This is a genomic window from Lentzea sp. NPDC003310, assembly GCF_040610935.1.
GTDB lineage: Bacteria > Actinomycetota > Actinomycetes > Mycobacteriales > Pseudonocardiaceae > Lentzea.
In genome coordinates this window covers 284,020-307,289 of sequence record NZ_JBEXNC010000011.1, presented here as the reverse complement: position 1 = coordinate 307,289, position 23,270 = coordinate 284,020, and the positions used below count along the sequence as shown (strand labels likewise).

The window sequence follows — 23,270 nt, the reverse complement described above, 5'->3', positions numbered from 1 at the left end:
GCGGTTGGGCAAGGCTTGAGGTGTGGCGCTGGCCACCCTCACACCCCGGGCAGGGTCCAACCAGGAGGTCCATCACCCCGGACGGGACGAATCGGACCGGTGGTCTCGCTGTCCGACGCCCCCGGTACCGGAGCGATCGGCCCGGTCTTCTCCTGAGCCGACTCCGTCGGCAGCGCGGCGAACCCGGTCCCGTAGGTCCCTCCGACACCAGGTTCCGCCCGGAACTCCTGCTGCCCGAAGGACGGCTGCACCGGCGGTGTGGGCGTGGTGTCGGCAGGCGGGTTCATCTGGATGATGTACGACGCACCCGAGCCGAACAGGGCCTCCGCCGAGTTCGCGTCGCCGTCCGACCCGCCCCGCGCACCCGAGGACGACCCGGTCTGGAACAACGACTCCAAGCTGAACGCCGTCCCCGCCGCCGGGTCCTTCGACCCGGAGAAGCGCTGCTCGGAGTCACGCAGGAAGTCGGGTTCGTTCGAGGCGGCCGGGGCCGCCGGGAAACCGGCCGCCGCCCCGAAGAGCGAACCGGAGTCTGTCCCGGTCGCGGAGTCCGATCCGAAAGGCGAACCGGAGCCGATCCCCGTCGAGGAGTCCGATCCGAACGCTCCGCCCGCCCCGAAGGCCGCGCCGGTAGTGGGTTCCGCCGCCGAGTCGGCACTCGTGCCGAACGCCGCGGCCGCTGCGGACGAACCGGGCACGGCTCCCGCCCCGGAATCCGCACCCGCACCCGCACCGAACGCAGCGTCGGTGGTGCCCGCCGCACTCTCCACACCGAACGTCGTGCCAGCTCCGAAGACCGCGTCGGCACCCGTCGCACCGAACGTCGTGCCGGACCCGAAGGCCGCACCGGCCCCCGCTGAACTCTCTGCACCAAACGTCGCACCGGCCCCGAAGGCCGCATCGCCACCCGCCGTGCTCTCCGCACCGGACGTCGTCCCCACCGAACCCGCGCCGAAGCCCAGGCCAGGTGCCACCCCCGTCGGCGCGTCCGCACCCGCCCGAAGTCCGGAGGTCTCCCCCGGTCCGAGGCCCGCACCCGCCTCGACTTCCGCCGGTTCCGCGCCGATCCGGAAGCCCGGGCCGAACGGCTCGCCCGTGCCGAAGCCCGGAGCGGACTCCGCGGCACCGTCCCGCACGTCTGCCGGGCGCGTGGCCGGGTCGGTGTCGGCCGGCTGGTCCTTCGTGGCGTCCGGTGCGGTCGCCGACCAGTCCGTGGTCGAGGCCGCCAGGTCCGCGGCGTCGACCTGGTCCTCGTCGGAACGGCGGCCCGTCTCGTAGGCGACGAGCGCTTCGGCCAGCAGGTCGGCGAGGCTCAGCTCGCTCGGCCTGCGACGGCTGCTCGGGCGGCCGGCCCGGTCCTCGGAGGTGTCGGCCGCCTTGGCGGGGTCGGGGGTGCCGACCGCGCGGAAGCTCTTCTCCGTCGGCGCGTCCGGGTCGGGCGCGACCGTGGTCTCCTGGCTGGGGCCGGGGGCTTCCGCGGAGTCGAAGACCTGGGTGCCGAACGTCGGTTGCGTGCCGAAGGTCTGGGTGCCGAAGGTGGTCTGCGTGCCGAACGTCGGCTGTGACTGCTCGGGCTGCGCCCGGACCGGAGTCGTGGGGAGGTCCGCCGGGTCGTCGTCCACGTCCGCCGAACTCAGGAACGTGGTCGTCATCAGGTCCGGTTCCGGGGCCGGCGGGACCTCGGACGGGGTCGGCGTGGCCGGGACCGGGTCCGGGACGGGCGGCAACGGGTTCTGCTCAGGCTCCTCCGCCGGTTCGGGCGGGGTGGGCACGGAGAGGGTGGGCTTCGACTTCGCGGTGCTGAAGTCGAGGCCGCTGAAGTCGAGGCCGCTGAAGTCCAGGTCGGGGAGCTTGCGCTCGTCCGGGTCCTCGGCGGCGGCCGGGAAGCCCGCGGCCGGGGTGTGCAGCGGGTAGGCCGGTTCGTCGAGGTGCGGGCCGAAGTCCGTGGTCGCGGGGGCGCGGGAGAACGCCGCGGACAGGCCCGGCCGGGCGAGGCCGTCCGGGTCCACCGCGTGGTCGGGGCGGGTGCCGGAGTCCTCGAAGTAGTTGCGCGACGGTTCGGCGGCGGCGCTGTCCTGGCGGAGGCTCGACGGCGGTTCGACGCGCCACGACGGGGTCTTGGCCTCCGGCTCGGCCTCGCGGCGGCGGCGACCGCCTGCTCGCAGACCCTGGGCCTTCAGCATGTCGAGCACGCTCTCGGACTGCGCCCCGGACTCGGCCCGCGCGGCGGCCTCCCTGGCCGCCTCCTCGCGTTCCTGGGCCTGGCGGGCGACCTCCTGGTGCGCCGCCTCCTGCCGGGCCACGTCGCGGCGGACCGCCTCCTGGCGGGCGGCCTCGCGGCGGGCCTCCTCCTGCCGCGCGGCGTCCAGTCTGGCCGCTTCCTGTCTCGCCTGCTCCTGACGCGCGGCCTCCAGACGTGCCGCCTCCTGCCGGGCGGCTTCCAGACGCGCCTGCTCCTGGCGGACGGCCTCCTGGCGCGCCTCTTCCTGGCGAGCCGCCTCGCGGCGGGCTTCCTCCTGGCGGGCCGCTTCGAGACGCGCGGCCTCTTCCAGGCGCGCCGCCTCCTGGCGAGCGGCTTCCTGGCGCGCTGCCTCCTGGCGGGCGGCCTCTTCGGCGGCCTGGGCCTCGCGTTCGGCTTGGGCGCGTTGCTCGGCGCGGGCCTGGCGCTCTTCCTCGATCTGGCGGCGGGCCTCGCGTTGCAGCTCCATCAGCTGCTGCTCGACCTTGCGCTTGCGTTCCTGCTCGACGGAGAGCTTCGGCTCGTCCTGCGGCGGCCCGGGATCGGGAAGAGGCGGTGTGATGGGGATTTCGGCGATGGTGGTCGGCCGGTCGTCGTCGATCTCGCCGGCGGCCACGCGGGCCGCTCGGCGGCGGCCGCTGACCATCGCGCCCGCGGAGGCGATCAGGCCCGAGGCGGGGACGGTGCGGTCGGAGGAGGAAGTCGAAGAAGAGGAGGACGGCAGGGGTGCGGGTGGCGTTTCCACGGCTTCCGGAGTCATGTCATCGGGTTCGCCGAACGGCTGGACCATGCGCCACCGGTCGGCGGCGTGTTGTCGGGCCGCGGACAACCCTTCCACGGTCATGTCCTCGGCAGCGCGCCGGACGCGCTTGCTGTTCAGCCCGTCGCCCTTGCGGACCTGGACCGGACGCCACTGCCGGAGTTGTTGCTTCAGTGCGGCGGACAGCACGCCGTCGGTGACCACCTGCATGCCCTCGACGGGACGGAGCACGCTCGCGAGCTGCTGGTGCAGGTCGGCGGGCTGGCGGTGGACACCGGAGAACTCGGCCGCGAGCCGGGCGCGCACCGCGTAGACCGCACGGGCACGGCGGCGTTCGGCGGCGTGCGCGGAGCGCAGGTTCGTCAGCGCTTCGGCCAGCTCGCCGGACACCTCGTGCACGTGCGCCAGCGCGAGCAGGCTCTCGGCCAGCAGCGTGTCGAGCTGGTGGCGTTCGGCGCTCGCCACGGCCTCGCGCAGCATCTCGCGAGCCAGCTCGACCCGACCGGCGGGCAGGTGCACGCGCGTGGCCAGCGCCAAGCGCAACCACCCCACCGAGGACGCCGACGGCGCCCGCACCGGGCGGTCGAGCAGCGGTGCGCCGACGTCGCTCGCGTCGAGCAGCCGGTTCGCGTCCATCAGCGAGAGCGCCAGCTCCAGCGTGAGCCTGCCGGCGGCCTGGCCGCTGTCCGCGCACGGATCGGAGAACCTGCCGAGCAGGTCGAGCCCTTCCCGCGCGGCACCGATGGCGGCGGCCAGATCACCCCACCGCCGGTGCTGTGCGGCCTGCACCGCGCGGATCAGGCCACGCAGCAGCAGACGCGTGTCCTCGTCGAGCGTCGTGTCGGCGACGTAGAGCTGGTCGGCCTCGGCCAGGGCCCGCGTGGGCTCGTCGCCGCGGCCGACCGTGACGAGGCACTCGCTGGCCTGGACCAGCGCGGCGGCCCGCAGCTCCGCGGGCACGTCCGGCGCCTCGAGCACGGGGGTGATCGCGGCGAACCCCGTCAGCGGGGCTCCCACGGACCGCGCGCACGCCGCGAGCTCGACCCGCAACAGCCACGCGGTCTCGTACTCGTTGGCGGCCTCCGCCGCCTTCAGGGCGTCGAGCGCCCGGTCGGCGAAGCGGACCTCGCGGCCCACGCGGTTGCCCGCGAAGACCACGAGCGACTCCGCCCTCAGGCGGTCGGCCTCGTCGCGGCGGGTCGAGGCGAGCGCCACCGCTCGCTCGCCCAGCACCAGAGCGAGCTCCGGTGCGCGCCAACGCAGCATCCAGGCGGGCACGACCAGCGTGCTCACCTCGACGTTCGCCTGCGTCTCGCCCCTCGCCGCCACGACGTCGCCGTTGCCCTCTCAGTCCCGTGTCAACTTGCGGTACGTGACACGGTGCGGCCTCGCGGCGTCGGCACCCAGGCGCTCGAGCTTGTTCTTCTCGTAGCCCTCGAAGTTGCCCTCGAACCAGTACCACTTCGACGGGTCCTCGTCGGTGCCCTCCCACGCGAGGATGTGCGTGGCGACGCGGTCGAGGAACCACCGGTCGTGGGAGATGACCACGGCGCAGCCGGGGAACTGCTCGAGGGCGTTCTCCAGCGAACCGAGGGTCTCGACGTCCAGGTCGTTCGTCGGCTCGTCCAGCAGGATCAGGTTGCCGCCGAGCTTGAGCGTGAGCGCGAGGTTGAGGCGGTTGCGCTCACCACCCGACAGCACGCCCGCGGGCTTCTGCTGGTCCGGACCTTTGAAGCCGAACGCGCTGACGTACGCGCGCGAGGGCATCTCGACGTTGCCGACGTGGATGTAGTCGAGTCCGCCGGACACGACCTCCCACACGTTCTTCTTCGGGTCGATGCCGCCGCGGTTCTGGTCGACGTAGGACAGCAGGACGGTCTCGCCGACCTTGACGTCGCCCTCGTCCGGCTTCTCCAGGCCGACGATGGTCTTGAACAGCGTCGTCTTGCCGACACCGTTCGGGCCGATGACGCCGACGATACCGTTGCGCGGCAACGTGAACGACAGGTCGTCGATCAGGACCCTGTCGCCGAAGCCCTTCTTGAGCTTGTCGACCTCGACCACGACGTTGCCCAGACGCGGGCCCGGCGGGATCTGGATCTCCTCGAAGTCGAGCTTGCGGGTCTTCTCCGCCTCGGCCGCCATCTCCTCGTAGCGGTCGAGACGCGCCTTGGACTTGGCCTGGCGGGCCTTGGCGCCGGAGCGCACCCACTCCAGCTCGTCCTTGAGGCGCTTCTGCAGCTTCTGGTCCTTCTTGCCCTGGACCGCGAGACGCTCGGCCTTCTTCTCCAGGTAGGTGGAGTAGTTGCCCTCGTACGGGTGGGTCCGGCCGCGGTCGATCTCGAGGATCCACTCGGCCAGGTTGTCGAGGAAGTACCGGTCGTGGGTCACGGCGAGCACGGCGCCGGTGTACTGCGCGAGGTGCTGCTCCAGCCACAGGACGCTCTCCGCGTCCAGGTGGTTGGTGGGCTCGTCGAGCAGCAGCAGGTCGGGCTTGCTCAGCAGCAGCTTGCACAGCGCGACACGGCGGCGCTCACCACCGGAGAGCTTGGTGACGTCGGCGTCCGGCGGCGGGCAGCGCAGGGCGTCCATCGCCTGCTCCAGCTGGGAGTCGAGGTCCCACGCGTCGGCGTGGTCGAGCTCCTCCTGGAGCTTGCCCATCTCCTCCATCAGCTCGTCGGAGTAGTCGGTCGCCATCAGCTCGGCGATCTCGTTGAAGCGGTCCAGCTTCACCTTGATCTCGCCCAGGCCCTCCTGGACGTTGCCGAGGACGGTCTTCTCCTCGTTGAGCGGCGGTTCCTGCTGCAAGATGCCCACGGTGTAACCCGGAGACAGGTACGCCTCGCCGTTGTTCGGCGTGTCCAACCCCGCCATGATCTTGAGCACGCTCGACTTGCCGGCGCCGTTGGGACCGACCACACCGATCTTCGCGCCGGGGTAGAACATGATCGTGACGTCATCGAGGATGACCTTGTCACCGTGCGCCTTGCGCACCTTTTTCATGGTGTAGATGAACTCGGCCATGGCGGCGATCGTAGAGCGGTGCCCAGAGACTCCTGACCTCGGTCGCCGACAAGCCACCGCCCACGCCTGGATCGAGGGCCACGCGACTCGGTGACCTGCTCGTTCCGTTCGAACGTGAACGACTCTCGGCGATCGGTCCCCGGCGGCCCCGACCTACGAGCTTCCCTCCTTCTTCGTGGTTCTCAGTACGTACATCTTGTCCGGCGCGTGCTGCCCGATCGGGTGAGTTCCCGAAGTCCGGAACCTGGTTGCCCCGAACGGCTCAGAAAGGAACGGTCTCCTCGGAGAGATCTTCGGCAGCCCGCGGTTCAACGACCGGAACGGAGCCGAGTGACTGCACCCTGCTCAAGTCCAACCCGATGTGCAACGCGTCGAGGTTGAACGCCTGGCGCTTCACGTCGTCCTTCTCGTAGTTGCGGATCCGCAACTTGCCTTGGACGATCACCGGATCGCCCTTGGACAACGTGGTCTTCACGCTGTCGGCCAGCTTGCGCCAGCACCAGACGCCGAGCCACAGGGTCTCGCCGTCCTCCCAGTCGCCGATCGCCGTGTTGTACCGGCGCTCGGTCGAGCTGATGCGGAAGAACGCGTTCGACTTGCCGTCCTCGCCGTGCTTGTACGTGATCTCGCTGACGACGGTGCCAACAACGGTGATAACGGTGGAATTCCAGGACATCGGATTCGCCTCCAGGTCGCGGGTTCGGAGTCCAGGTTGCTCCGGAGGCGGGTGGCGGGGACGGGGTGGCGGCGGATCTGTGGACAACTCGCGGGATGTGGACAGGTCGAGATCTTGAACGGTCTCGGAGCGCGGAATCGTCGGGGGTCCGTGGTAGTGGCGCACCGGCGGCGCACGAGTGAGTGAGTGCCCACTCATTGACATGAGTGAGTGCTCACTCATACAGTGGCGGACGTGTCAGAGGAACCACGCCGCCGCCGCGCCCCCGCGATGAGCCCGGAGGACCGCCGCGAGGCGATCGTCCAGGCGACGCTGCCGCTCGTCGTGAAGGCCGGCGCGAACGTCACCACCAGCCAGATCGCCGCCGCGGCGGGAATCGCGGAGGGCACGGTGTTCCGCGTCTTCAAGGACAAGGCAGAGCTGCTCGACGCGTGCGTCCAACGCGCGCTGCGCTCCGACGAGGAGGTCTCTCGTCTCGAAGAGATCCCCTCGGACGTGCCCCTGGAAGAGCGGCTGACCACGGGGGTCGCGGCGTTCAGCGGATACCTGGACCGCATGTGGGGCCTGATCGGCACCCTGCGCGAGTCCGGCTACCACCCGAACGGCGAGGACCACAAGAAGCACCAGGGACCGCCGATCGGCATGCAACAGCTGACCGGCGCGGTCGCGCAGCTGTTCGGTGACGCCGACCTGCGCGTCGACCACGACCTCGCCGCGCGGATGCTGCTCGGCGCCGTCTTCACGAACCGCATGGGCTCGGGTTTCGGCCAGACCGCCGCCGAACCGGCCGACATCGTCGAACTCTTCCTGCACGGCGCGCTCAAAGGGGGAAGCAAATGAGTGAGCTCATGATCGAAGCCCACGAGGTGAGCAAGAGGTTCGGTGACGTGAACGCGCTCGACGGCGTGAGCGTCACCGCGAAGAAGGGCTCCGTCCTCGGCCTGCTCGGCCACAACGGCGCCGGCAAGACCACGCTGGTCAACGTCCTCACGACGATGCTGCCGCCGACGTCCGGCACCGCGCGGGTCGCGGGGTTCGACGTCGTGAAGCAGAGCCACGAGGTCCGCAGCCGCATCGGCCTGACCGGCCAGTTCGCCGCCGTGGACGAGCAGCTCAGCGGCCACGACAACCTCGTGCTCATCGCCCGCCTGCTCGGCGCGAGCAGCAGGCAGGCCCACGCCCGCGCGGACGACCTGCTGGAGCAGTTCGACCTCACCGACGCCGCCAAGCGCAACGCCAAGACCTACTCCGGTGGCATGCGGCGGCGGCTCGACCTGGCCGCGTCGCTGGTCGGCAACCCCGAGGTGCTGTTCCTGGACGAGCCGACCACCGGCCTCGACCCCGCCAGCCGCCTCGCGATGTGGGAGATCGTCGAGAAGCTCGTCGCGGACGGCACGACCGTGCTGCTCACGACCCAGTACCTGGACGAGGCCGACCGCCTGGCCGACTCGATCACCGTGCTGTCCCACGGCAAGGTCGTCGCCTCGGGCACGTCCGCCGAGCTGAAGGCCCAGGTCGGCCAGCGCACGGTGACCGTCACGCTCGACTCGGCGTCCGAAGTGGACACCGCGTTGAAGGCCATCAACTCCGTGGGACTCCACCCCGTCGCGGAAGGCCTCACGCTCACGACGCCCGTCAGCGCGTCACGCGACCTTGCGACGGTCGTGCGCGCGTTGGACGACAACGGCTTGGAGGCGCACGAGATCGGCCTCAAGGAGCCCACTTTGGACGACGTCTACCTCACTCTCGCCGCGAACTAGGGGGACATCATGGCAACCTTGACCTGGCACGGCAGCAGCTACCCGACGCAAGTCCTCGTGCTGACCGGCCGTTCTCTGCGCGCACTGCTGCGCACGCCCGCACTCGTGTTCTTCAGCATCCTGCAGCCGTTGATCATGCTGACGCTGTTCAGCCAGATCTTCGGCAGCATCACGTCGACCGCGAACTTCCCGCCGGGCATGAGCTACATCAACTACCTGCTGCCCGCGATCCTCGTGAACACCGCGATGCAGTCCTCTCTCGCGTCCGGCATCGGGCTCGTGCAGGACATGTCGAACGGTGTGCTCGCACGGTTCCGTTCGCTGCCCATCCGCCCGAGCACGGTCCTGTTGGCGCGCAACCTCTCCGACGCGGTCCGCACCGCGGCGCAGCTGGTGCTGATGATCGGGTTCGGCGTCCTGGTGTTCGGCTTCCGCCCCGACGGCGGCATGCTCGGCACCCTCGCCGCGCTCGGCCTGGCACTGGTCGTCGGATGGGCGCTGAGCTGGGTGTTCATCGCGATCGCCGCCTGGGTCCGCAAGGCGGAGCTCATGCAGACCGTCGGCTTCCTGGCGATGTTCCCGCTGATGTTCGCGTCCAGCGCGTTCGTGCCGATCAACGGCCTGCCGGGCTGGCTGCAGGCGATCGCCAAGGTCAACCCGCTGACCTACGCGGTCGACGCCGCCCGCAGCCTCGCACTCGCCCACCCCGTCACGGGAGTGGCCGGCGCGCTGCTCACGAGCGGCGTGATCGCGGCGGTCGGCGCGTTCTTCGCGGTCCGCGGGTTCCGCAGGCCGATCACGAACTAGTCCTTGCCCGCCATCTTCCGCAGCATCGCGTTGTAGGCCTCGAGGTCGGCGTCGCCATCGGCGTCGGCCTTGCGGTCCAACCGCTTCGCGTCCCGGCCGTCCTGCCGCGCCCACTGCGTGAGCAGGGCGACCATGACCACGAGCAGCGGGATCTCCCCCGCCGCCCACGCGATGCCGCCGCCGAGCCGCTGGTCCTCCAGCAGGTTCTGCACCCACGGCAACGCCAGGCCGCGGTAGAACTGCTCGCCGATGACGGTCGTGGAGCTCATCAGGATGACGCCGAAGAACGCGTGGAACGGGATCGACGCGAACAAGAGCCCCAACCGCCCGAGTGGTGGCAGCTTGTTCGGTGACGGGTCCACGCCGATCACGGGCCAGTAGAAGACATAGCCCGCGAGGATGAAGTGCGCGTTCATCGCGAGGTGCGCCCAGTGGAACGGCAGCGCGGACTCGAAGAGCCCCGAGAAGTACAAGGCGTAGAAGGAACCGACGAACAGCCCCAGTGCCACGAAGGGGTTCGTCAGCAGCCGTGCGACCGGTGAGTGCACGAACGCCAGCACCCACTCCCGAGGCCCCGGCACCTCCTTGTTCACCGGCAACGCGCGCAAGGCCAGCGTGACCGGTCCACCCAGGACGAACAGAATCGGCGTCAGCATGGACAGCACCATGTGCGCTTCCATGTGGATGCTGAACATCGCCGGCGAGTACCGGCCCATGCCCGACGACGTCGCGAACAGCAGCGAGAAGCAGCCGCACAGCCACGCGACGGTGCGGCCCACCGGCCACTTGTCGCCGCGCTGCGCCAGCCTGCGCACACCCAGCACGTACAGCACGGCGAGGGCCAGCGCCGCCGTGCCGAAGATCAGGTCGAAGCGCCAGTCGAACAGGATGGCGGACAGCGTCGGCGGCCCGTCGAGGTCGTAGCCGATCGCGATCTCGGTGCGGCTCGGCAGCTCGGTGCTGCCACCGGGAGGAGGTGTGCGGGCCAGCGCCACGGCCAGGCCGATGGTGAACATCATCAGCAGGACCTCGAGGCCGGCGAGCTTGAGCAGCGCGTGCGGCCTGCCGTCGACCACGCCCTTGACGCCGCGTTCGCGCTGGAAGTAGCCGAACACGCCGAGCAGCAGCAGGCACGCGAGCTTGCCTAGCGTCAGCCAGCCGTACGTGGACGTCACGAGGTCGGCCGGAGTGATGCGCACCAGCGCGTTCACCACGCCCGACACCGCCATCACGATCCAGCAGACCAGTGCGATCTTCGAGAACCTGGTCGCGGCGAGCGGGAGGTGCGCGCCGCCACGCCTGCCGTGCGCGAGCAACGCGATCAAGCCGCCCACCCAGAGCACGGCGGCGACGAGGTGGAACAACAGGCTGTTGGTCGCCATGTCGTGCGAGCCACCCGACGACGAGTGGCCCGTGACCGCGACTGGGATCAACGCGAAGATGGCGCCGAACAGCAGGACGGTCGTCCATCCCCACGAGAGCACCAGACGGCAGCCAAGGGCGAGCAACGCCACGATGATCGCCGTCAGGAGCCATGCCTTCGACTGCTCCAGCAGCATCGCCGTCGCCACCATCTGGCTGAAGGTGAACGAGCTCACCGGACGGTCGATCGCGGCGGCTGTGGTGAACGGCACCGACAGAAGCGCACCCACGAGCCACACGAGCGCGAACCACCCAGCGGTGCGCATGGCCGCGTAGCCGTCCGCTGCGAGAAGGCCGGTCTTCTGCGGTGGCACGAGGAACGCCGCCAACAACAACGAGCCGATGGTCACCACCGCACCCGTCTCAGTCAGCACTCGCACGATCTGCACCCCGACTGGCGGGTTGCTCTCGAACGAGCTCAGCGCGACGGCCGCGAGAGCCGCCACTGCGAAGCCGATGACGACGAGGGGCACCAAACCCGTTCTGGTGGAGCGTTCGATTGGCACGCCCCGGAGCCTACGACCCTCTAGTGTTGCGCCGTGTGAGCCGTTCTTCCCTCCTCCTGCTCGTGCTGCTCTCCCTGACCGGCTGCACGTACTCCATCCAGGGCGAACCCGTCGCCGCCCCGCTCCCGCCGCTCGCCATCGCGACGCCCCGCAAGACCGCCGGCGTCGACCCGTGCGCCCTGGTGACGGAGAAGGACCTCAAGCCGCTCGGCACGCTGAAGTTCAAGCCCGTGCCGCGCACCGAACTGGCGAACTCGTGCCTCTACACGCTCAACGAGGGAACGTATGCGCTGGTAGCGGTGCCTTACCGGTCGTTCGACGACTCGAAGAAGTCACAGCAGACGGGCCGCGAGGTCGAGACGTCCAAGCACGCAACGTGGCTCCACTGCTCCAAGCCGTCCGCGGACAAGGACACGATCTGCACCGCCACCATCGCCGTGACGCGCAACGAGTCGTTGATGGTGGCCGTCGGCATGAGCGGCAACGCCACCGAGAGCCAGGTCACGAAGGCGCTCGAACCCCTCAGCGTGGAAGCGCTCAAACGGATGCCGCCTGCCTAGCCGCACGCCGGGCCAGCAGCGTCGTCGGAATGATCAGCGCCGTGACGATCGCCACGAACCCGAGTGAGAGCACGAGAGAGCTGACGTGCGCGAGCCCGCCCACGATCGGCGGTCCCGCGAGGAACCCCGTGTAGGCGATCGTCGTCACCAGCCCGAGCTCGCGCTCGCCACCGCTGCCGTCCGCCCGTTTGCCGGTCTCGCTCGCGAGGTCCATGACCACGGGGAACGAGAACGCGAGCCCCAGCCCGGCCAGCCCGAACCCGACGTAGCCCGCAGCGGGGAACGGCACCACGACGGCGAGCGCCAGCCCCGTCGCGGCCAGTCCTCCGCCCGTAGCGAGCAGGCGGTGCGGCCCCAGGCGGCGCTGGAAGGGCTCGCCGAACCACCGTGCGAGCGCCATCGTGACCGAGAAGACCGCATAGGCGTATGCGCCGGCCGCGTCACCCATACCGCGCTCACGCACCATGAACAGCGCGGACCAGTCCGCCGCCGCCCCCTCCGCGATAGCGCTGCACAGCGCGACGCTCGCCAACAGCCAGAGGACCGGGCTCTTGAGCACGTTCGCGCGTTCGGCGACCTCTTTCCTGTGACGTTCGCCTACTCCTCCGGGGATCGCCTTCGCGATGAGAGCGGTCACAAGTACGCCCACGACGGCCGCCAGCAGGAAGTGCCTCATGGGCGTCCACTGAGCCTGCGCCGCGGCGGCGCTGCCCAACGACCCGATGAGCCCGCCCACGCTGAAGCCCGCGTGGAACTGCGGCATCAACGACCGCCGCAAGTCACGCACGACGACGACCGCGGCGATGTTCATGGACACGTCCATCGCGGCGATGCTCGCTCCCAGCGCGATGAGCGTCAGTCCGAGTTGCGGCGTCGACTGCGACAACGCGAGCACGGGCAGAAGCAGCGGACTAAGAAGACTGCTCGCTATCAGCACCCCACGCGACCCATGGACAGCGCAGATCCGTGCCGCCCAAGGCGCCGTGAACGCGAGACCCGCACTCGCCCCGAGCAGGGCCAGGCCGAGACTGCCCACCTCGGCACCGACCTGCTCGGCCAGCGCGGGCACGCGAGAGGCCCAAGTGCCGAAGACAGCGCCGTTCAAGAGGAAGACGACGAAGGTGGCCAGGCGTGGGGACATGCGTTCCAGCATGACTGAAGCGCTTCAGCGGCACCAGCAGTAGTGACGCGATCTCTCGAATACGATGCGTGCGTGGACTCCGACCGCCGACGCAGGCCGACGCTGGACACCGTCGCCGCCGCCGTCGGGGTCTCGAGGGCGACGGTCTCGAACGCGTACAACCGGCCGGACCAGCTGTCGTCGTCCCTGCGCGAACGCATCCTCGAAACGGCGCGCTCCCTCGGCTACGCGGGCCCGGACCCCGTGGCCCGCTCGCTCGCGACCCGCTCGTCCGCCGCCGTGGGCTTCATGCTGCCGCAGGGCCTGTCCGGAGCGTTCTCAGATCCCGCGCACTCCATCGTGCTCGATGGCCTCGCACAGACCGTGGACGGTCACGACCACAGCCTCGTCCTGATGCCAGGAGACTCCACGGGCGGTCCGCGTCCATCGATCGTGACGCGCGCACAGGCAGACGTGATGGTCGCCTACTCACTCCCCGACTCGGCCCCGGCCCTGGACGCCGTGGCCGCCCGCGGCCTCCCGCTCGTCGTGATCGACCAGCCGGTCCTGCCGAACTCGGCGCGAGTCGAGGTGGAGGACTACGCCGGCACCGCGTCGGCCGCCGAACACCTGCTGTCCCTGGGACACCGCAGGTTCGGCGTCCTGATGTTCGCACTGCACCCGGACGGAGTATCCGGACCGGTCTCGCCGGAGCGCCGTTCGGCCGTGCCGTTCCGCGTGAGCCGCGACCGACTGGGCGGCTACCTCGACACTTTGGAAAAAGCCGGGGTGAAACCGGACAATGTACCGGTGTGGGAGGCCCGCGGCAGTGATCGCGAACTCGGACGTCTCGGCGCGCGGTGGCTACTCACCCGCACGCCGCGCCCGAGCGCTCTGCTGTGCGCGTCGGACCAACTGGCCTTCGGCGCCCTCCAGGCAGCCCGCGACCTCACGCTGACCGTCCCAGGAGACCTCTCGGTCGTCGGCTTCGACGACGTCCCCGAAGCGGCCTACAGCGACCCACCGTTGACTACTGTGCGTCAACCCCTGGCCGACAAGGGCCGCCGCGCCGGCGAGCTGGCGCTGAAATTACTGGCCGGCGGCAGACCGCCACGGCCGACGAGACTCGAAGTTTCCCTCGTGGAGAGAGCCTCAACGGCCCCGCGAACGTGATCCGCGTCACGTTTAGACCTTTTTCATCACCCGTTTGGACGTAGGGCGGAAACGGTCGATCGACTCCGGACGATGTGTCCGGTGGGGGCACCGGTGGCCACACTTCGTGGCCACTTTCGCACCCCTCCAGCCTCTGTAGCTCAGTGGAGAGAGCGAGGGACTTCTAATCCCGAGGTCGCAGGTTCGAATCCTGCCAGGGGCGCTACACCACAGGTAGCAAGCAGATGGGCCGATCTCCCCAGGAGATCGGCCCGATGCGTTTCCAGACCTAGGCGAAACAAGCCAGCCACGCGTCCAACGCAGGCCCGGGCGGGTTCAGCCGCCGAGCACAGGGAACGTTCTCCTCGTCGCCGGGGACGACCTCGACCAGGACCAACACGCGCGCACGAGCCTCACCGACGCCGAACAGCCCTTCATCGGACAGCCTGCGCAGCGCCGTCTCCATCGCGCGCAGCCGGAGGTCGTACTCCGCCTCGGCCTCGTCGTCCTCAAGGTCGAACACCTGCGGCCGGGCGGCGAACAGGGCGCGGACCGGTGCCAGGTGCTCCTCGCCCACGATCGAGAACGGCGAGTCGGCGTAGGAGTAGCGGACGTCGTCGGCGTCCGTTCGTCCTGCCAGTGCCTCGTGCGACCACGCCGACAGCGCCGGGCCGAACGCCTCGCCCGGTGTGGTCAGCGTGACGAAGTAGAACGTGTGGCCGGGGTTGCTCGCGAACAGGTCCGTGACGGCCGCGCGCACTGCTGCGGTCAGCGCGTCCGCGAGGTCCGCTTCGCTCGGGATCACCCCGACATCGAAGCACGGCAGGACGCTGATGGCGCTGCGGGATAATCGGGCTCGTGGACAAGACGCGGTTGGGCACTTGGCTGGTTGTCGGCGTGCTCGTGGTGCAGACGCTGGCGACCCTGCTGTGGGGTGCCGACGCGACGTTGACCGGGATCGCCCTCGCCTTCAACGCCGTGGCCGCGGTGTCGACGTTCCTCTTCGTCCGGCGTGGCGGCACGGCGGCCTGGGTGGTCGGGGCCTGGTGCGCCGGGTTCTTCGGGTGGCACGTGCTGGGGCTCGGGGAACTGGCCGGCTGGTGGACGACCGGGCTGGACGCCGCGTTCCTGATCGGAGGCGGGTACCAGCCGTCGGTCGTCTACCAGGCGGTGCTGGCCACGGCTTCCGGGTTCGCCGTGCACCTGTTGTTGCCTCGTCAGCGCCAGGTTTCCGAGACGTAGGCGTCGAAGCTCTTCGCCGGTCGGCCGAGGAGGCGGGGGATGTCGTCCGTCGGGGTGGCCAGCTTGCCTGCTCGCATGCCGTCGAACATGCCGTTCAGGTCTGCGACTACCTCCTCCGGGACGCTTGCGCCGATCAGCACATCGCGGTACTGGGCCGGAGTGAGTTCGACGAGTTCGATTCGGCGGTTGGTGGCTTGGGCGATCTTGGCCACCGCTGCTGCGAACGTGACGCCTTCCGGGCCGGTCAGGTCGTAGGTCTGGCCCTCGTGCTCGTCGGTGGTGAGGGCGAGGGTGGCTACCTCGGCGATGTCGCTGACGTCCACGAACGGTTCCGGGGTGTCGTCGACCGGGAGGGAGAGGCGGCCCGCTTCGATCTCCGGCTGCCAGATCTCCTCGGAGAAGTTCTGGTTGAAGTTGTTGGCCCGCAGGACGGTCCACGGGAGGCCGCTCGAGCGGACCGCCTTCTCCGCAGCGTGCATGCCCTGGAAGACCTCGGGCGGGGTCTGGTCGAGGCCTCGGCCGGAGAGCAGAACCATGCGGCGGAGGCCTGACGTCGCGGCCAGTTCGGTGAACGGGGCGATGACGGCCGGGTCCTCCGGGGCGATCAGGTAGGCCGCGCTCGCGCCGTCGAGGAACTTCTTCCAGGTGGTGGGGTCGGTCCAGTCGAAGCCGGTGGCGCGGGAGGCTTTGCGCGGCACCGCGCCGGCTGCCCGCAGGGCTTCGACCACTCGGCGGCCCGTCTTGCCGGTGGCGCCCAGGACCAGGATCTCTTCGCTCATGTCCTCAGCCAACCGGGCCGGGGCGGGCGGGGACATGGGTGAGAGTTCATCGACGATGTTCGATCGTTCGGGCCGTATCGTGGGGTGCATGGAGCCGTTCGACGTACTGCTGCGCGGGGTGCGCGCCGATGGTGCCGGGGTGCGCCGGACCGAGATCGACGGGACGCGGGTGTTGCCGGGGCTCACGTTGTACGCGGTCGCGGCCGGGGAGATCAGCGTGCGCGGGGAGACGGCGCGGGCCGGGGACATCCTGGTGGTGCAGGAGTCCGTTGCCGCGCAGGGACGTGCCTCGGTCGTCAGCGGGACGTACGAGGTCAACACCGCGGTGGCGCGGCGGCTCACGGCCGTGTTGCCGGACGCGCTGGTGGCGCCCGGCGAGGACGGGTGCGCCGAGTTCTACGCGACCATCGGCACGGACGGGCCCGGCGTCGTGGCGGATCGGTTGCTGGACTGGTTGATGGTGTGCGCGCTCAAGGAGTGGTTCGACCGCGAGCACGCGGACGGGTGGCTCGGTGCCCAGGCGGACGCGGTGGTCGGGCCGGTCCTCAGGGCCATGCACGCCCACCCCGAACGGGCCTGGACGCTCCCGTTGCTGGCCAGGGAGGCCGGGGTGGCGCGGACGACGCTCGCGAGCCGGTTCGCGAAGCTCGTCGGGGTGCCGCCGCTGACCTACCTCACGGAGTGGCGGATGGCGGTGGCGGCGGACCTGCTGGCCGAGTCGTCGGCGACGGTCGCCTCGGTGGCGCGCAGGGTCGGGTACGCAGACGCGTTCGGGTTCAGCGCCGCGTTCAAGCGTGTGCACGGGTTCAGCCCGAGCGAGTGCCGCACCCGGTGCGCCGCGAGCGCGTGACGTCGACGCAGCACCGGACGAAGTCCGCGGCGGTCTCACCGGCGTCCGGCAGCCACGCCACAGCGACGTCGCTGGGGCTTACGCCCTTCACCGGTATGTAGACGACGTCTGGCCGTGAGTGGAAACGGGCCGTGGAGGCAGGCACGAGCGAAATGCCGCAACCACTCGCGATGGCGCCTAAGAACTCGTCCGGTTGCTCTGTCACGGCGCCGATGCGCACTTCGCGACCGTCCCGTTCGGACAACGCGAGCCAGTGCTCCCGCCAGGCGCCCTTCAACGCGGGCGCGACGATCACCGGGTCGTCCCACAGCTCGCGGAACTCGATCGACGTGCGGCTGGCCAGCGGGTGGTCGGACGCCAGTGCCACGCAACGGGATTCGCTGAACAGCGTCCGCACGCCGAACGCCTCCTCGCCCGGGAAGGGCAGGCGCAGCAACGCGACGGGCACCTCGGCTCCGGCGAGACCGGCCGTCGGGTCCGACCACGGCGCCTGCCGCAGGTCCACCCGCCAGCCCGGCCTGATCCTGCCGAACGCCGCGACGATCGACCGCGTCGCGTCGTTCGCCGCACTGGCGAGGAACCCGACGCGCAGCACCCGAGCGGCGCTGCGGGTCTCGCTCACGGCGGCGTCCCAGCCCGCGAGCACGGGAGGTACGCGGGCGGCGAGAACATGTCCTGCCTCCGTGAGCCGCATTCCGGTGCTGGACCTCGTGAACAGCCGCACGCCCAGTTGCGACTCCAGGTGCTTGAGTTGTTTTGTCAGCGATGGTTGTGACACGAACAGCCGGTGCGCTGCGCGCGTGAGGTTCCCCTCCTCGGCGATGGCGGCGAAATATCTCAGCAGCCTCGTGTCCACGTCCATGCCGTCAGGCTATGGAGCCCGACATCAACCACAAGTGAGGGAAGGTCACGGGTACGGCCAGCCGTTGGGCGTGCAGACCTTGCCGTTCTGCGGGATCACCGCGCCCTGAGGCACGCCGTTCGTGATGCGCACGATCTCGTCGTTGGCCACGCTGAACGTCTGCTGCATCATCACCGGCGCCGGTCCGCCCGCCACCGAGCACGGCTGATGGCCTTGCCCGAACGCGTGCCCCACCTCGTGGTTCACCATGTACGTCCGGTACGCGTTGAGGTCCGGCAGGAACGCGACGGCGCCACGCACCCATCGTGCGGCGCTGAGGTAGACGAAGTTGCCGTCACGGCACGAGACGTCGACCGGGATCTCGAACCCGCACACGGCCCGTGCGGTCTGCTGGGACGTGAGGCGCACACGCACCGATGCGGCACCAGAGACGCGTTTCACCGAACGTTGGCCACGGGCCGTCCAGCCCCTCGGGTCCGCCAAGGTCGCGTCCACGAACGCTGCGAAGCCCTGCTCGTCCGCGACGATGCCGTCCTCGACCTCGACGGCGTAGGTGCGCACGGGTCCCGTGCCGACGACCGGTCCTTCTCCCGGGACGACGTGGAACGTGCCGGCGCCCGCGACCGGGAACTCCGGGCCGTCGGGCAGGTCGGAGCTCGACGCGTAGACGCGGGCGGACGACGGCGCGGCCGCAGGCGAGGACGGGGCCTCGGCGGAGCTGACCTGCGACGAGACCGATGGCGCGGTGGGAGCGGCCGCAGGAGACGTCTCCCCTGCCAGCTGGGTCGTCGTCAGCAGGAGCGCGGTCAGAGCGACCGCCGCCAGAGCCAGGTGCACCTTCATGACGGCAACGCTCGCCGGAACTGATGAAGAACCTGTTTACGTCCCGCTTGACTGTCGTGAAGGCCTGCATACTCGCACCTGTGTGCGCCCACATTCTCGTCGCCGAGGACAACGTTCACCAGGCTGAACTCGTCCGCCGGTACCTGGAGCACGACGGGCATTCCGTGGTCGTCGTCCACGACGGACGGGCGGCGATCGACGAGACCCGGCGCCGCAACCCCGACCTGCTGGTGCTCGACGTGATGATGCCGCTCGTCGACGGCATCGACGTGATGCGCGCCGTCCGGACCGAGTCCGACGTGCCGATCGTGCTGCTCACCGCGCGGTCCACTGAGGACGACGTGCTGCTCGGTTTCGACCTGGGCGCCGACGACTACATCACCAAGCCGTTCCGGCCACGGCAGATGGTTGCGCGCGTCCGGACGATCCTGCGACGCACGGGCCGTGCGCGCGAGACGAACGCCACGGTGCTCAAGGTCGGCGATCTGACCGTGGATCCGATCAGGCACGAGGTGCGCATCAAGGACGAACTGGTGAGCCTCACACCCGCGGAGTTCCGCCTGCTGGCCAAGATGGCCGCGCAGCCGCAACGGGTGTTCACGCGCGAACAGCTGCTGGAGGACGGGTTCATCACCGCACGCACGGTCGACGTGCACATGATGAAGCTGCGCCGCAAGATCGAGCAGGACTCGCGTCGGCCGGAACGCCTGCTCACCGTCTACGGCATCGGGTACAAGCTCGCATGAAAAGCCTCCTCGTCCGGTTCTTCCTGTTCTCACTGGTGATCGCGGCCTGCTCGATCGCCGTCACGGCGTGGCTCGCGTCGCAGGCGACGACCGGTGCGATCCGGCAGGAGCAGGGCGAGGCGCTCGAGACGGACGCCGCGATCGTCGACGAGCTGGTGGGGTACGCGGCCACGCACAAGAACTGGTCGGACGCGACACCGAAGGCTCAGGAGATCGCGAGCAAGTACGGCCGGCGCATCGCGCTGACCGATCACAACGGCAAGAAGCTCGTCGACACGGGCAACGAGAGTGCGCCGCCGCTGCCCATCACCCCGAGAGCCGTGGTCGACCCGTTGAACGTCAACGGCAGGATCGACTCGCGGGCCGTCGGGCCGTTCAAGCTGACCGACGAGGAGTACCGGCTCCTGCACGCCTACGCGGCGCAGCTCAGCGAATGCAACCGCTACATCACCATAGTCGACGCGCCCAACGGGCGGCCGCGGCTCTCCAACGACCAGCCCGGCAACCTCTCGAAGTGGGAGGACTGCACGGTCGGCGACCGGCTGTACACCATGACGGCCACGGAGACCGCCGCCTACGAGCAGCTGCAGAACCTGTTCATCAAGTGCATCGCCAGGCAGGCGGGCGATCCGTCCATCGCCGACAAACCGCCGAGCAGGGTGACGCTCGACTGGGACGTCCTGATGGTGCGCGACTCGTCGCCGGAAGCGGTGGCGTGCATGGACAGCGCGCGCCGCGAACAGCTGAAGCCGTACGTCGCCGAGCCGGTGCAGCTGTTCCTCACGCAGGTGACCGGCGACGAGCCCCTGCCGATCGACCTGTCGACCACAGGTGCCACCCGGATCACGTTGGTGGCGTTGGGCATCCTCGCGATCGCCGGCTTCGCCTCCTGGATCACCGCGACCCAGCTCGTGCGGCCGATCCGCGCCCTAACCGCCGCGACCAGGCGCACGGCGGAGGGCGACCGCACGGCACGGGTCGACGGCGGCGCGGGCGAGATCGGCGAGCTCGCGAAGTCGTTCAACGCCATGTCGGAGAAGCTCGCCGAGACCGAACGCCAGCGCCAGGCGATGGTCAGCGACGTCGCGCACGAGCTGCGCACACCGCTGGGCAACATCACCGGCTGGCTGGAGGCGACGCAGGACGGGCTGGCGGAGCCGGACCCGCACCTGGTCGGCATGCTGCTGGAGGAGTCGCTCCTCCTGCAACGGCTCGTGGACGACCTGCACGACCTGGCCCAGGCCGACGCGGGCACGCTGCGGCTGCACCCCGAGCCGATCGCGCTCGACGACGTCGTGGACCAGGTCGTCAACGCGCAGCAGAACCGCGAGATCCTGTTGCGCGCCGAGACCTCGCCCGTGCACACCACCGCGGACCCGGTGCGGCTGCGGCAGGCGCTCGGCAACCTGGTCGCGAACGCCGTGCGCTACACCCCGCCCGGTGGCGAGGTCGTCGTGAAGCTGTTCCTGTGGCAGGACAGGGCCGTCCTGGAGGTCGCGGACACCGGCACGGGCATCGCACCGGAGGACCTGCCGCACGTGTTCGACCGGTTCTGGCGGGCCGACAAGTCCCGCAGCCGCCGGACCGGGGGCAGCGGGCTCGGGCTCGCGATCACGCGGCACCTGGTGGAGGCGCACGGCGGCGAGGTGTCGGTGACGAGCGTTCTCGGCGAGGGGTCGACGTTCCGGATCAGCCTGCCGCGGGCATGAGGCCCAGCAGGTCCACGTTGATCATCCCGGCGGCCTGCGCACCCTGCGCGGCGGCGACGATCACGATGGCCGTGGGGTCCGTGACGTTGCCCGCCGCGTAGACGCCGGGAACGCTCGTGCGTCCCTTGTCGTCCGTGCGCACGAACGGGCCTGCGATCGTTTCTGCGGTTTCCGCACCCAGGGCCAGCAGGAACTCGTCACGCGGTTTGACCGGTGCGGAGTACACGAGCGCATCGGCCGGCACGCGCCGTGAGCCGGAGATCACCGCGACCAACCGGTCGTCCTCGACCTCGATCGCGTCGACCGACGGCACGTGCGTGACGTCGTCGGACCACTGCCGGACCAGCGCGACCTTCATCTCCTCGCCGAACACCACGAGCTTCTGGTCGCGGACCTCGTAGCCGTGGCAGTACGGGCAGCCGAAGACGTCGCGGCCCCAGCGTTCGCGCAGGAGGTCGGGCACCTCGTCGACCAGGCCGGTGGCGAACAGCAGGCGCTGGGCGCGCACCACCCGGTCGCCGAGGTCGACCGCGAACCCGTCCTCGAGCCTGGTCACGCCGCGCACCTCGGCGGTGACGATCTCACCGCCGTATCCCTCCACCTCGGCCCGTCCGTGCTTGAGGAGCTCCAACGGCGAGAGGCCGTCGCGAGAGAGGTAGTTGTGCATGTGCGCGGCCGGGGCGTTGCGCGGCTCGGCACCATCGACCACGAGCACGCTGCGGCGCGCCCTGGTCAGCATCAGGGCGGCACTCAGTCCGGCCGCTCCCCCACCAATGATCACCACTTCGTACGTCATGGTCCGAGAGTGCGGTCGACAGTCCAGTTTTGGCAAAGTAAGTTGCTGTTATGGCAACAACCGTGGGGCAACGGCTCGCCGCGCTGCGGGCCGAGCACGATCTGACGCTGGCGACGTTGTCCGAGCTGACGGGCATCTCGAAGTCGACGCTGTCCCGGCTGGAGACCGACCAGCGCAAGCCGACGCTGGAGCTGCTGCTGCCGTTGTCGCGGACCTACCAGGTGTCGCTGGACGACCTGGTCGGCGCGCCGGAGGTGGGCGATCCGCGCGTGTCGATGAAGCCGCGTCAGCTCGCGCACGGCCGCGTCGGCATCCCGCTGACCCGCTCGCTCGGGCCGCTGCAGGCGTGGAAGATGATCATCAGCGACCCGGAGCTGCACGAGTCGCGCGTGCACGAGGGCTACGAGTGGTTCTACGTGCTGAGCGGGCGCGTCCGGCTGCGGCTGGGCGACAAGGAGGTCGTGCTGCGCGCCGGCGAGGTGGCCGAGTTCGACTGCCGCCAGCCGCACAGCTTCGGCAGCGCGGACGGCAAGCCGGCGGAGATCATCAGCCTGTTCGGGAAGCAGGGCGAGCGCATCCACACCCGCGCTGCGCCGCCGAACAGGTCATAGTGGGGTCATGTGCCGAAACATCCGCGTGCTCCACAACTTCGAACCGCCCGCCACGTCCGACGAGGTGCAGGCAGCGGCGCTGCAGTACGTGCGCAAGGTGGGCGGGACGACGAAACCGTCCGCGGCGAACCAGGCCGCGTTCGACAAGGCCGTCGAGGCCGTGGCGGCGGCGACGCGGGAGCTGCTCGACTCGCTGGTGACGACGGCGCCGCCGAAGGACCGCGAGGTCGAGGCGGCGAAGGCGAAAGCCCGTGCGGCGGAACGTTACGGACGTTAGTGGCGCACGCGGGTTTCGAGGTACATGCAGATCAGCTTGGCCGCGATGCCCGCGGAGCCGACGATGAAGGCCTGGTCGGGGCCGAGCGTCACGGCGATGGCCCACAGCAGCAGCGCGATCAGCACGAGGATGACCGTCACCTGCACCGCGTGCGGCCAGTGGCTCGGGTGGATCTGCCACCGCTCCCGTCCCGGCTGCGGAACCTCCACGTCACCCGCTCTATCGGGTGAACGCTCCGCCTTGACCGCCATCGTGCTCCCTCGCCGTGATTCCTCCTGACGAACCCATTCTGCTGAGTTGATCTTCTACGGAGTGTTACTTCCGCTGGTCTTGCGGTGAGCGTTCGGTGAGCGTCGGCGAACGGCAGACGAACGGTCATACACGTGATCGGTTGCCGGTCCGTCACCGTCCGTTTACCGATTGCGATCCAGGTCGCAACTCTTCGTGTAACCCACTCGGGTGACCGTTCCACGCACGGTAGTCGTTAGACCGTTCGGAGCAGCGCGGTTTTTGTCAGACCCCTTCGATA

General features: G+C 69.9%; 22 protein-coding genes and 1 tRNA gene. 12 read left to right on the top strand and 11 right to left on the bottom strand.

The window, feature by feature from the left end; translation table 11 throughout:
* Window positions 1-38 precede the first annotated feature (38 nt).
* From ABZX02_RS24575 to ABZX02_RS24565, 3 genes are all read right to left on the bottom strand, one after another.
* Complete coding sequence (locus ABZX02_RS24575; RefSeq protein ID WP_355300966.1) at window positions 39-4,328, bottom strand: hypothetical protein; 4,290 nt, start codon at window positions 4,326-4,328, stop codon at window positions 39-41.
* An 18-nt stretch (window positions 4,329-4,346) separates the two neighbouring features.
* On the bottom strand, window positions 4,347-6,023 hold the full coding sequence (gene ettA / locus ABZX02_RS24570; protein WP_355300964.1) for an energy-dependent translational throttle protein EttA: 1,677 nt from the start codon (window positions 6,021-6,023) through the stop codon (window positions 4,347-4,349).
* Window positions 6,024-6,285: 262 nt separating this feature from the next.
* Window positions 6,286-6,699, bottom strand: a complete 414-nt coding sequence (locus ABZX02_RS24565) for a single-stranded DNA-binding protein (RefSeq protein WP_355300962.1) — start codon at window positions 6,697-6,699, stop codon at window positions 6,286-6,288.
* Between the two features lie 234 nt (window positions 6,700-6,933).
* On the opposite strand from ABZX02_RS24565, the gene ABZX02_RS24560 reads away from it, so the two are divergent.
* From ABZX02_RS24560 to ABZX02_RS24550, 3 genes are read left to right on the top strand one after another with little or no spacing between them, the layout of a single operon-like run.
* Window positions 6,934-7,539 (top strand): TetR family transcriptional regulator, encoded by a 606-nt coding sequence (locus tag ABZX02_RS24560; RefSeq protein WP_355300960.1) that lies wholly within the window; start codon window positions 6,934-6,936, stop codon window positions 7,537-7,539.
* A complete protein-coding gene (locus tag ABZX02_RS24555) occupies window positions 7,536-8,459 on the top strand; it encodes an ATP-binding cassette domain-containing protein (protein WP_355300958.1) in 924 nt (307 codons plus the stop codon). The genes ABZX02_RS24560 and ABZX02_RS24555 overlap by 4 nt, the downstream gene beginning before the upstream one ends.
* A gap of 9 nt (window positions 8,460-8,468) precedes the next feature.
* Window positions 8,469-9,266 carry an ABC transporter permease gene (locus ABZX02_RS24550; protein WP_355300956.1) on the top strand — a complete coding sequence of 266 codons (798 nt, stop codon included), beginning with the start codon at window positions 8,469-8,471 and terminating at the stop codon, window positions 9,264-9,266.
* Here the strand turns inward: ABZX02_RS24550 and ABZX02_RS24545 are convergent.
* Window positions 9,263-11,194: a cytochrome c oxidase assembly protein gene (locus ABZX02_RS24545; RefSeq protein WP_355300954.1), complete on the bottom strand. Its 1,932-nt coding sequence runs from the start codon at window positions 11,192-11,194 to the stop codon at window positions 9,263-9,265. The two genes, ABZX02_RS24550 and ABZX02_RS24545, sit on opposite strands and share 4 nt — an antisense overlap.
* 35 nt (window positions 11,195-11,229) lie before the next feature.
* Between ABZX02_RS24545 and ABZX02_RS24540 the strand changes: the two genes are divergently transcribed.
* On the top strand, window positions 11,230-11,754 hold the full coding sequence (locus ABZX02_RS24540) for a hypothetical protein (RefSeq protein ID WP_355300952.1): 525 nt from the start codon (window positions 11,230-11,232) through the stop codon (window positions 11,752-11,754).
* Here ABZX02_RS24540 and ABZX02_RS24535 read toward each other — a convergent pair.
* Window positions 11,732-12,895 carry an MFS transporter gene (locus ABZX02_RS24535; protein ID WP_355300950.1) on the bottom strand — a complete coding sequence of 388 codons (1,164 nt, stop codon included), beginning with the start codon at window positions 12,893-12,895 and terminating at the stop codon, window positions 11,732-11,734. The two genes, ABZX02_RS24540 and ABZX02_RS24535, sit on opposite strands and share 23 nt — an antisense overlap.
* A gap of 72 nt (window positions 12,896-12,967) precedes the next feature.
* On the opposite strand from ABZX02_RS24535, the gene ABZX02_RS24530 reads away from it, so the two are divergent.
* Both ABZX02_RS24530 and ABZX02_RS24525 read left to right on the top strand, forming a co-directional pair.
* The gene (locus ABZX02_RS24530) at window positions 12,968-14,047 is read left to right on the top strand and encodes a LacI family DNA-binding transcriptional regulator (RefSeq protein ID WP_355300948.1); all 1,080 of its coding nucleotides are present in this window, start codon (window positions 12,968-12,970) and stop codon (window positions 14,045-14,047) included.
* 129 nt (window positions 14,048-14,176) lie between these two features.
* Window positions 14,177-14,249 (top strand) — tRNA-Arg (locus ABZX02_RS24525).
* 66 nt (window positions 14,250-14,315) lie between these two features.
* Here the strand turns inward: ABZX02_RS24525 and ABZX02_RS24520 are convergent.
* On the bottom strand, window positions 14,316-14,831 hold the full coding sequence (locus tag ABZX02_RS24520; RefSeq protein WP_355300946.1) for a DUF4303 domain-containing protein: 516 nt from the start codon (window positions 14,829-14,831) through the stop codon (window positions 14,316-14,318).
* Window positions 14,832-14,884: 53 nt separating this feature from the next.
* Here ABZX02_RS24520 and ABZX02_RS24515 point away from each other — a divergent pair, with 53 nt between their 5' ends.
* On the top strand, window positions 14,885-15,268 hold the full coding sequence (locus ABZX02_RS24515; RefSeq protein WP_355300944.1) for a hypothetical protein: 384 nt from the start codon (window positions 14,885-14,887) through the stop codon (window positions 15,266-15,268).
* On the opposite strand, the gene ABZX02_RS24510 is transcribed toward ABZX02_RS24515, so the two are convergent.
* A complete protein-coding gene (locus tag ABZX02_RS24510; protein WP_355300942.1) occupies window positions 15,244-16,047 on the bottom strand; it encodes an NAD(P)H-binding protein in 804 nt (267 codons plus the stop codon). The two genes, ABZX02_RS24515 and ABZX02_RS24510, sit on opposite strands and share 25 nt — an antisense overlap.
* Before the next feature lie 88 nt (window positions 16,048-16,135).
* On the opposite strand from ABZX02_RS24510, the gene ABZX02_RS24505 reads away from it, so the two are divergent.
* The gene (locus ABZX02_RS24505; RefSeq protein ID WP_355300940.1) at window positions 16,136-16,897 is read left to right on the top strand and encodes an AraC family transcriptional regulator; all 762 of its coding nucleotides are present in this window, start codon (window positions 16,136-16,138) and stop codon (window positions 16,895-16,897) included.
* Here ABZX02_RS24505 and ABZX02_RS24500 read toward each other — a convergent pair.
* Both ABZX02_RS24500 and ABZX02_RS24495 read right to left on the bottom strand, forming a co-directional pair.
* Window positions 16,854-17,759: a LysR substrate-binding domain-containing protein gene (locus tag ABZX02_RS24500; protein ID WP_355300938.1), complete on the bottom strand. Its 906-nt coding sequence runs from the start codon at window positions 17,757-17,759 to the stop codon at window positions 16,854-16,856. The genes ABZX02_RS24505 and ABZX02_RS24500 overlap by 44 nt on opposite strands.
* 45 nt (window positions 17,760-17,804) lie before the next feature.
* A complete protein-coding gene (locus ABZX02_RS24495) occupies window positions 17,805-18,602 on the bottom strand; it encodes a DUF3152 domain-containing protein (protein WP_355300936.1) in 798 nt (265 codons plus the stop codon).
* An 80-nt stretch (window positions 18,603-18,682) separates the two neighbouring features.
* Between ABZX02_RS24495 and ABZX02_RS24490 the strand changes: the two genes are divergently transcribed.
* Together ABZX02_RS24490 and ABZX02_RS24485 are read left to right on the top strand one after the other, a co-directional pair.
* Complete coding sequence (locus ABZX02_RS24490; protein WP_355300934.1) at window positions 18,683-19,348, top strand: response regulator transcription factor; 666 nt, start codon at window positions 18,683-18,685, stop codon at window positions 19,346-19,348.
* Window positions 19,345-21,057 (top strand): HAMP domain-containing sensor histidine kinase, encoded by a 1,713-nt coding sequence (locus tag ABZX02_RS24485; protein ID WP_355300932.1) that lies wholly within the window; start codon window positions 19,345-19,347, stop codon window positions 21,055-21,057. Before ABZX02_RS24490 ends, ABZX02_RS24485 begins: the two co-directional genes overlap by 4 nt.
* On the opposite strand, the gene ABZX02_RS24480 is transcribed toward ABZX02_RS24485, so the two are convergent.
* Window positions 21,038-21,853 (bottom strand): NAD(P)/FAD-dependent oxidoreductase, encoded by an 816-nt coding sequence (locus ABZX02_RS24480; RefSeq protein WP_355300930.1) that lies wholly within the window; start codon window positions 21,851-21,853, stop codon window positions 21,038-21,040. The two genes, ABZX02_RS24485 and ABZX02_RS24480, sit on opposite strands and share 20 nt — an antisense overlap.
* A 50-nt stretch (window positions 21,854-21,903) precedes the next feature.
* Here ABZX02_RS24480 and ABZX02_RS24475 point away from each other — a divergent pair, with 50 nt between their 5' ends.
* Entirely contained in the window at window positions 21,904-22,464 is a 561-nt protein-coding gene (locus ABZX02_RS24475) for a cupin domain-containing protein (protein ID WP_355300928.1), read from the top strand.
* Between the two features lie 7 nt (window positions 22,465-22,471).
* Entirely contained in the window at window positions 22,472-22,741 is a 270-nt protein-coding gene (locus tag ABZX02_RS24470; protein WP_355300926.1) for a DUF2277 domain-containing protein, read from the top strand.
* Here ABZX02_RS24470 and ABZX02_RS24465 read toward each other — a convergent pair.
* Complete coding sequence (locus tag ABZX02_RS24465; protein ID WP_355300924.1) at window positions 22,738-22,950, bottom strand: hypothetical protein; 213 nt, start codon at window positions 22,948-22,950, stop codon at window positions 22,738-22,740. The two genes, ABZX02_RS24470 and ABZX02_RS24465, sit on opposite strands and share 4 nt — an antisense overlap.
* Window positions 22,951-23,270 lie beyond the last annotated feature (320 nt).